This window comes from Cellulophaga geojensis KL-A (genome assembly GCF_000568425.1).
Taxonomy (GTDB): domain Bacteria; phylum Bacteroidota; class Bacteroidia; order Flavobacteriales; family Flavobacteriaceae; genus Cellulophaga; species Cellulophaga lytica.
The window spans coordinates 103,867-112,667 of sequence record NZ_ARZX01000012.1 but is presented as its reverse complement, the minus strand read 5'-3'; the positions used below and the strand labels follow the sequence as shown (position 1 = coordinate 112,667).

8 protein-coding genes and 1 pseudogene are annotated in these 8,801 nt (G+C 32.5%); all 9 read right to left on the bottom strand.

Annotated features, from left to right (window positions below; all coding sequences use genetic code 11):
* Nucleotides 1–146, bottom strand: a pseudogene (locus tag KLA_RS10470) (carbonic anhydrase); the annotation flags it as partial.
* Nucleotides 147–390: 244 nt separating this feature from the next.
* Entirely contained in the window at nt 391–666 is a 276-nt protein-coding gene (locus KLA_RS10465; RefSeq protein WP_013620723.1) for a hypothetical protein, read from the bottom strand.
* A 64-nt stretch (nt 667–730) separates the two neighbouring features.
* On the bottom strand, nt 731–1,483 hold the full coding sequence (locus KLA_RS10460; protein WP_013620722.1) for a tetratricopeptide repeat protein: 753 nt from the start codon (nt 1,481–1,483) through the stop codon (nt 731–733).
* 2 nt (nt 1,484–1,485) lie between these two features.
* On the bottom strand, nt 1,486–3,264 hold the full coding sequence (locus KLA_RS10455; RefSeq protein WP_034645696.1) for a BatD family protein: 1,779 nt from the start codon (nt 3,262–3,264) through the stop codon (nt 1,486–1,488).
* Between the two features lie 8 nt (nt 3,265–3,272).
* Nucleotides 3,273–4,160, bottom strand: a complete 888-nt coding sequence (locus tag KLA_RS10450; RefSeq protein WP_034645693.1) for a tetratricopeptide repeat protein — start codon at nt 4,158–4,160, stop codon at nt 3,273–3,275.
* On the bottom strand, nt 4,161–5,207 hold the full coding sequence (locus tag KLA_RS10445) for a vWA domain-containing protein (RefSeq protein WP_034645690.1): 1,047 nt from the start codon (nt 5,205–5,207) through the stop codon (nt 4,161–4,163).
* Between the two features lie 15 nt (nt 5,208–5,222).
* Nucleotides 5,223–6,221 (bottom strand): vWA domain-containing protein, encoded by a 999-nt coding sequence (locus KLA_RS10440; RefSeq protein ID WP_013620718.1) that lies wholly within the window; start codon nt 6,219–6,221, stop codon nt 5,223–5,225.
* A complete protein-coding gene (locus KLA_RS10435; protein WP_034645687.1) occupies nt 6,222–7,895 on the bottom strand; it encodes a hypothetical protein in 1,674 nt (557 codons plus the stop codon).
* Nucleotides 7,895–8,761: a DUF58 domain-containing protein gene (locus KLA_RS10430; RefSeq protein WP_034645684.1), complete on the bottom strand. Its 867-nt coding sequence runs from the start codon at nt 8,759–8,761 to the stop codon at nt 7,895–7,897. Before KLA_RS10430 ends, KLA_RS10435 begins: the two co-directional genes overlap by 1 nt.
* Nucleotides 8,762–8,801 lie beyond the last annotated feature (40 nt).

Below are 8,801 nucleotides of genomic sequence, written 5' to 3'. Positions count from 1 at the left end.
TGGCCTTCACTAGTGTCATTAACTTGCTCTAACAGGTTGCGGTGAGCTTTTAAATTGTTTTGAAATCTTTGGTTTCCTTCTTTTAAAAATTGCAATGACTTTTCTGGTGTCATTGTAGCTTGTGTTTCTTTTGTATGCGCTTTCATAAAATAATTATGTTTTATATAAGTTGAATTTTTAGTTGATATATTAAACTAAAAAATGAATTTAAATTTTAATAATAGTCAGTCCGTAAATATGCGTAAAAGCAAATTTATAGCTGATAAATTTTTGGTTCTAACACTAAGTTTAAAACTAAAAATAGATATAAAATAATTTGACTTAAAAGTACTGTTTTACTTTTTGGGTGTAGTGTATTTTAGTCTAAAAAAGCTAAAATATAACCAAGTGTTAACTTAGCTCTGGAGGTGGCAATAGTAGGTTAAAATGTGGTTTAGAATAGGTTTTGCTATAATAAACTGGTGTAATACTAGATGTAAAAGGGTGTAAAAAAGTCCAATTAGTGGTTGAAGATATAATCTCTAAAGAGTTGCACTCTTCATCCTCACCAGAATTAAGTGTTATAGATATTTCTATGCTATCATCTAAATGCAAAAGCACGGTTGGAGTAATAATAAAACCAACGAGTAAAATTGCTAAAAATATGGATGAAAACTTTTTGAACATTATAAATTTTAGGAGGGCAAATGTATAAAACTGAAATTTAAATTAGGTTGTAATAAACGTAAAGTTATTTAATTTCTTTTATTTCTTCAGATGAAATCCAGCCCGTTTTACCGTCAGCTAATTTTATTTTATAATACTGTTTTAATTCGTCAAGTACAAAAACTTTAGTGCCCTCATGTAGTCTAAATACTTCTTTGCTTCTAGTATTTGGTTCCTCTAACACTAAAGATTCTTCATTAAAAACAATTGCAGGTCTATTTTTTTTAAAATCAGAATAATTTAAATATGCAGCTGTAATTGCTGTAATTGATAAAAGTAAAAAGGTGATGCTTGCTACAAACGAAATTCTTTTTTTAGTTGAGTAATTAAAAAACTTAAAAGCAATATAACTAATAACAAACAAAATTATTAGCACAACGCTTAAGTATGCCCATTGGTCAAAATTAAAATGACCAACTACTTTATTGTAAATAGATTTTAGTGTAGTAACCGGCAAAGGGTTAATAACATCTAAAGTCATATTTTTTGCATACGCTAAGTTATTTTTTATTTCGCTGTCATTTGGTTTTAGTAATAGTGCTTTTTCATAATAGTAAATACTAGGAGCAACCTTGTTAAGCTTGTAGTAAGAGTTTCCTAGGTTGTAGTAAAGCTCTGCAGAGTGCTTGCCGTTGTCAATTATTTGCAGATAATCTTTTATAGCAGCATCATACTTGCCATTATTATAAGCATCAGTAGCTTTTTTAAATAGGTCGTTGTTTTGAGAATATCCCAAAAACGAAACGCATAAAACAAGTATAAATAGTATTTTTTTCATAATTATAATTGTTTATCCATTTGTGAAATTACTTCACTTGCTTTATTGTAATCTTGTTGCATTTGCACATTAGAAAACGGACTATAACGTGCCATTTCACAGTTTTTTAAGAGTGATATAAATCCGTCTATAGTGCTTTGTTCTATGCCTTTCTGATTTAGTAAATCTGTAATTTTATCTTTACTAAAATCAGATGTTTCAATTTTAAGTTTTGCTTTTAAATAATTATGCAACGCTTTTTCTAGGGCAACATAAAATGCTTCTTTTTTACCCAGAGTTTTCTTGGCTGCAGATAAATATTTACGAGCCAGTTTATTTGCTTTTCTAACTTTGTTACCCACTACGTCAGATGCCATTGCTTCTCTTTTACGACCCAACAATATAGCTATAGGAATTAATAATATAGGCAGTAATAACCATAAATAATAAGCCGTAGACTTAAAAAAGTACGTATTAGAAATTGGCTTTAGGGTGGTTTGCGTTTTTATAAAATTAAATTGCTTGCCTTTAGTTTCTACAACTTGTTTAGTAGTTGCGTTGGCGTTTTTAGCCGCAGTATCTTCTGTGTTAGTTGGTCCTTCTACCACATTTATAACCAATTCTTCTGAGTTAAGCGTGTGGTATTTTTTAGTTTTAGGGTTAAAATAACTAAACGCAATACTAGGTATTGGGTATTTGCCTCTGTATTCTGGTACAATAGTGTAACTGTCACTAATTTTACCTTCCATACCGGTGTAAGAGGTAGTTACTTTTTCGTCGTGTTCAGGATCATAAACCTCTAATGAACCAGGTAAATTTAACGTAGGGATATCAAATAACTTTAAATTACCTTTTCCGTTAATTTCTACTTTAGCTTGCAGAGATTCTGAAGCATTTAAATGGGTTTTACTTGTGGTAACCAAGAAATTAAAATTTCCTACAGCACCTGTAAAACTTGCTGGTTTACCTTCTTCTGGCAAAGGTTTAACATTTATATACCTGTTACCAGCAGATACTCTTAAGTTGGCTTGTGCGTATATTGGTCCACCAAAAAAGTCCCTTCGTTGTGTAGGTACTTGCACACCAACGTCTAAAGAAAGTGGCTCTAAAGTAAGTTTGCCTGTTTTTTGTGGATACAGAACAACACGTTTTAAAATTACAGACCTGTATTCTTCTCCTTTATACGTATCATCTTTAGTTGTGTATCTTTTTACAGGAATATCTTGACTCCAAAAATTATTGTACTTAGGGTTGTCTACAGCTTGGAAACCAGACACCTCTATAGAAGGACTAACATACATTTTATAAACAACTGTAATAGCCTCGTTTAAATAAGGGTTTGGTTTGCTTATTTCTGCAACAAGATGTAAATTTTCTTGAGCTATGTCGTTAGCAGAGGGCGGAGCATTAGGGTTTACAACAGCATCTGTAACCGTTATAGTTTTTGCGTCAGATTTATATTCTTGATCATCTATAGTAATTTTTGCAGGATCTATAGTAATACTTCCTTTGGTAGTAGGCTGTAAAATGTAAGAGTATGATAATGAAAATTTACGCTTACCATTGTTCCAAGATCTACTTATAGATGTTGCTGGCCCCATTAATACAGTAAATCCGTTAAAATTAGGAGCAACAAAATTATCACCTTGTTTATTGGTGGTAAACTCTACCTTTAAACGCTCATTAAGCCCTAGTTTTTCTTTACTAAGTTTTACAGAAAACGTAACTTTATCTTCTTGTGCAACAGCACTACTGAGCGTAAAAAAAGTTAGAATATATAATATGTATAGTTTCGTTTTCATGTGTTTAATTACCAATCTTTTTCGTTCTTTACTTTAGCGCCTTTTACTTTTTGGGCATCCATTTTTTCTTGAACTTTTTTCTCCTCATTCTCCATAGCTTTTAATAGGTTTTTTACCTGTTGCTTAGAGAGCTGATTAGGCCTTGGTTGCTGTTGTTGGTCTTGCGGCTTTTTATCTCCTTTATCATTTGGCTTTTTTTGGTCTTTTTTATCGTCACCTTTGCCGTTCTTATCATCTTTATTTTCTTTGTCTCCTTCGTCCCCTTTATCCTTTTTGTCTTCGCCGTCTTTTTTATCTTTATCTTTTCCTTGGTCGTCTTTTTTATCGTCTCCGTCCCCTTCGTTCTTTTCTTTGTCTTCGTTTTTATCTTTTTGGTCTTCCTTATTGTCTTTTTTGTCGTCCTTGTTTTGGTCGTTTTTCTTTTGCTCGTCTTGTTGTTTTTTTAGTAGCTCTTTAGCCAAGGCAAAATTGTACCTGGTTTCTTCATCAGAAGGGTTATTTCTAAGAGCTTCTTTGTATGCTTCTACCGCTTTTTCATACTCTTTGTTTTTCATAAAAACATTACCCATATTGTGGTATGCCTTATGTTTATCTGCTTTGCTGCTAGCTAACTCACTAGCTTGCTTAAACCTGCCAAAAGCTTCACTATACGTTTCTTTATTGTAATAAGCACTCCCTAAATTATATGGAGCAACAGCATTTTCTGAACTTTTAGAAATTGCTTTACGGTAATTTGCTTCTGCTTGTGAAAAATTATTTTCAGATAGTTCTTTATTAGCCTCCCAAGTTAAATTTTTAGAGGTGTTTAATGCTTTTTCTTTTTCTTTAACGTCTGCATCATCTTGTGCATAAGTAAAGCATCCTATTAAAAAAACAATGTATACTAGCTTTTTCATTTATTCTACTTCTTTTTCGTTAAACAAATTAAGTTTTTGAAGCCATTTTGTTTTTCGGTCTAAAAGAAAAATATCTATAAATAAAAAGAACAATCCAGCACCAATAAACCATTGAAACTGGTCTTTGTACTCAGAAAATTGTTTGGCTTCAAACTCTGTTTTATCCATTTTATTTAATTCTTCTTTAATAATAGTTACAGCATCATTAGTATTTGTACCATCTATAAATTGGCCATTACCTTCATCTGCAATATCTTCTAAAACGCTTTTGTTAAGTTTTGTAATTACAACTTCTCCTTGTAAGTCTTTTTTAAGACTTTGTAAAACTCCATTACGCTTTATAGGTATTGGAGCTCCTTTTTCTGTGCCAACCCCAATGGTAAATATTTTTATACCTTGGTCTACTGCTTTTTCTACTGCACCTTCTGTAGATCCTTCAGAGTGGTCTTCTCCGTCAGAAATTATAAATAACACTCTGTTTGTTTGCTCATCATCATCATAATACGTAGAAGCCAAATCTAACGCTTGGTTAATAGCTGTACCTTGAGATGATAGCATATTGGTGTTTAAACCTTGTAAAAACATTTTAGCCGCACCATAATCTGTAGTAATTGGTAATTGTGGGTACGCTTGCCCTGCGTAAGCAATAATACCAATACGGTCACTACCAAGTTGCGCAATAATTTCTGAAACAATACGCTTTGCTTTAGCTAACCTGCTAGGAGCAATGTCTTCTGCAAGCATACTTTTAGATACATCTACAGCAAAAACAATATCTACACCTTCTCTTTTTACAGTTTCAAGTTTTGTGCCAATTTTAGGGTTTGCCAATCCAACTATTAAAAGTGTTAATCCTAAAATAAATACACAGAATTTTAAAATTGATTTAAAGGTAGATTTAGTAGGTGTTAAGCGTTTTAGTAAGTGTAAATCTGCAAATTTCTTTTGCGCTCTTTTTTTCCAGATTAAAAGCAGCACAAAGATGACCACCATTACAGGAATGATGAACAGTAAATAGAAATATGTTTTTTCGTCTATTTGTATCATTTGTCTTTCTTAATCTTAGATAAAACTTCTAAATAAAGTGTTACGCATTATCCATTCTAGTAAAAGTAAAATACCAGCTAACAGTATTAATGGTCTAAACTTTTCTTCAAAATTGGTATATTTAATTTCTTCAATATCTGTTTTTTCTAGCTTATTAATTTCATTATAAATAGCGGAAAGCTTTTCATTGTCTGTAGCTCTAAAATATTGTCCGCCTGTTACAGTAGCAATTTCTTCCAGCAGTTTTTCATCAATTTCTACTTGCCTCATACCATACCTGTAAGTACGGTCTGGATTAAAAGCAATTGGAGTTAATGCGTTACCATTTGTACCCAAACCAATGGTGTATGTTTTAATTTTATATTCTACAGCTAAATCTGCTGCAGTTTTTGGCTCAATAAAACCAGAGTTGTTTACGCCATCTGTAAGTAATATTATGACTTTGCTTTTAGATTTACTGTCTTTTAAACGGTTAACAGCCGTTGCTAAACCCATACCAATTGCGGTGCCATCTTCTAATTGCCCGTGCGTTATTTGGCGTAATGATGATAGTACAATAGACTTGTCACTAGTAATAGGTGTTTTAGTATAACTTTCAGCAGCATAAGCAACTAAGCCAATACGGTCATTAGGTCTTTTTTTAATAAAATCTGCTGCAACTTTTTTAAGGGCAGTTAGCCTGTCTGGTTTTAAATCTCTGGCAAGCATACTAGAAGATACATCTATAGCCATAACAATATCTATACCCTTAGTAGTTTTTGTTCTGGTAGAAACGTCTTTAGTTTGTGGGCGTGCTAAGGCGGTAATTATTGCAGCCATAGCTAACAAGCGTAAAACAAAAAGTATAGGTTTTAATTTAGATAAAATACTGGTATCTGTAAAACCTTGTGTACTTGATATTTTTAGTGCTGCAGTTTCTTCTTTATGTTTAAAAAAATACCATAGCACAGCCAATGGTAGCAATAATAGCAACCAAAAAAGCTGAGGATTTGCAAAAGTGATATTCTCTAACATTTATTCTTTTTTATCTTCTTTAACTTCAATTGAATTAAATATGCGATCTGCAATTTGTTGTGCATACTCGTCATCTGCCAAGTAGGTTACAAGTATTTGTTGCTGAAAACCTTTGCCTCCAAAACAAATTATTGCATACTCACCATTAACCAATTCTTTAGAATTTGGCATTTTAAACTTGCCAGAACCATATATTTTTAAGCCTTTAGTGTCCGATGAAAATGTATTAAACTCCTCTTGCTTTGTGGTTATATTTTTAGTCCCAGAAGCCTCAAACTCTGCCAATATTTTTTCTGCTACCTGATTAAAATCTGGTTCTGTTTGCGGATTAGCAAATGTTGCAGATGAAACACTAACAGCAAACAGTGTTTTGTTGCTTTTATAGGTGAACAATTGCAGTTCTTTAATATTTGCTTTAGCCTCTGGAGGCAAATTAACTTCTTGTCTAATTAAAACCTCTGGTGTTTCTATTTGTATTGGTGGGTAGCCATAAGAGCTTTGTATCCAATCGTTCTCTAATAATTCTTTTACAGGGTGGCCTAAAGCTGTGTCCTTTACTGTTTTAAAGCCATATACTTTAATTAAGACCCCTAAACCAATTAATAAAGCACCTACAAAAGTGGCAATGGCAATAATCCATTTTTTCTTTTCTTTTTTACGCGCTAATTCTTCTAGGTATTCTTCATTTTTAAGCAATTCTTCCTCTGTAGGCTCTGGTAACGCCTCATGTGTTTTTTCTACAATCTGAGCTATTGCCACGCGGTCTTGTTCTGCAATAGAAGTTTCTGGTTTCTTTTTGGCAAATTTTACTAAATCTGCAGTTTGCAAAACACGTTTAAATTGTGATATAGTATCATTATCTAACTTTAATTGCCCTGCATCTTTTAAAAGTTCTAGCTTGGTAATAAGTTGGTCTGTAGTGCTTTCTAGGGCAGATATTTTTACATCTTCCTCTAAATAAGAACGTACAATAGTGGTAAGCTCAGAGTAATACTCCTTATACTCATCTTGTATAATGTATTTAGAATTTTCTAGTTTTTTAAGTTCTATAATTGCTCGGTCATATGGTGGTAATAGCGCTATTTTTTCTTCTTCAGTTAATGGTTTTTTACGTAAAATAAACCAGTAAATTAAACCTATAACCACTAGTAAACTAGCTACAATAATACTAACTAGCAACCAAGGGAATGAAGAAGATTTTTCTACCTCCATAAGTGGTTTAATGTCGTACATTTTTTGAGCAAAAGTATCTACTTTAACAGTACCAACATTAACCCTTAAAGAATCTGTAAAAAAAGCTTTACCATTAATTTCTATACGTTGTATAGGAATGGTATAAGCACCAGAATCAAACTGAGTAAGGGCATAAGAACGCTGTAATGTAATACGGTCTTTATACTTTGTGGTATCTATTTCTAAGGCCTCAACCATTTCTAAAGGAGAAAAGGTTTGGTCTTCAGGGAACAACACTTGTGCGGTAGAATCTGCATCTACAAAAATGGTATATTTAATTTGCTCACCAATTCTAATAGCAGTAGTATCTATATCTGCTGTTATTTTAGGTTGGTTTTGGGCATAACTAAAAAATGAACCAAAAACAAGGCACACTAAGGCACACATTATTTTTGGTAATGTGTTACTTGTACTAATTATTTGCTTGCTACTAATTGTCATTATCCTCTTCGCTTAAAATAGCCTAATAGCTTTTTAACATAACTCTCGTCTACCCTACAGCTTAGTGTTCCGCAGCCCGATTTTGTAAATGTTTCTTTAAAGTAAGTTACTTTATCTTGGTAGTACTTACCATAAGCTAACCTTACTTTTTTAGATTGTGTGTTTATAAGTTTTATGGCGCCAGTTTCTGCATCTTGCATTTGTACCATACCTATGTTTGGTATAGTTTCTTCTCTTTCATCAAAAATACGTATGCCTGTAACATCATGTTTTTTACCAGTAATGCGTAACGTTTGTAAATAATTATCAGTAATAAAATCAGACAGCACAAATACTATGGCTTTCTTTTTCATTACATTGGTTAAATACTTTAGGGCTTCAGATAAATTTGTTTTAGTGCTTTTTGGTGTAAATTCTAACAGCTCTCTAATAATGCGCAATGCGTGACTTTTTCCTTTTTTTGGAGGAATAAAAAGCTCTACTTCATCAGAAAATAAAATTAAACCAACTTTGTCATTGTTTTGAAGTGCAGAAAAAGCAAGTGTAGCAGATATTTCTGTAATAATATCTTTCTTAAACTGATTGGTTGTGCCAAAGTTTTCAGAGCCACTTACATCTACCATAAGCATCATTGTAAGTTCTCTTTCTTCCTCAAAAACTTTAATGTAAGGTTCGTTATAACGTGCGGTAACGTTCCAGTCTATAGCACGTACATCATCGCCAAATTGGTATTGGCGCACCTCACTAAACGTCATACCACGTCCTTTAAACGTAGAATGGTACTCTCCACCAAATATGTGGTTAGAGAGACGTCTAGTTTTTATCTCAATTTTTCGTACTTTTTTAAGTAATTCTTTAGTATCCATTTTTCAGTTTGCAGTGTACATTATTAGATTGTAGTTTTTG

What these genes read in the sequence shown, in the direction of transcription:
- KLA_RS10455 (WP_034645696.1), bottom strand. Translation starts at nt 3,264, where the DNA reads ATGAAAACGAAACTATACATATTATATATTCTAACTTTTTTTACGCTC.
- KLA_RS10460 (WP_013620722.1), bottom strand. Translation starts at nt 1,483, where the DNA reads ATGAAAAAAATACTATTTATACTTGTTTTATGCGTTTCGTTTTTGGGA.
- KLA_RS10430 (WP_034645684.1), bottom strand. Translation starts at nt 8,761, where the DNA reads ATGGATACTAAAGAATTACTTAAAAAAGTACGAAAAATTGAGATAAAA.
- KLA_RS10445 (WP_034645690.1), bottom strand. Translation starts at nt 5,207, where the DNA reads ATGATACAAATAGACGAAAAAACATATTTCTATTTACTGTTCATCATT.
- KLA_RS10435 (WP_034645687.1), bottom strand. Translation starts at nt 7,895, where the DNA reads ATGACAATTAGTAGCAAGCAAATAATTAGTACAAGTAACACATTACCA.
- KLA_RS10465 (WP_013620723.1), bottom strand. Translation starts at nt 666, where the DNA reads ATGTTCAAAAAGTTTTCATCCATATTTTTAGCAATTTTACTCGTTGGT.
- KLA_RS10450 (WP_034645693.1), bottom strand. Translation starts at nt 4,160, where the DNA reads ATGAAAAAGCTAGTATACATTGTTTTTTTAATAGGATGCTTTACTTAT.
- KLA_RS10440 (WP_013620718.1), bottom strand. Translation starts at nt 6,221, where the DNA reads ATGTTAGAGAATATCACTTTTGCAAATCCTCAGCTTTTTTGGTTGCTA.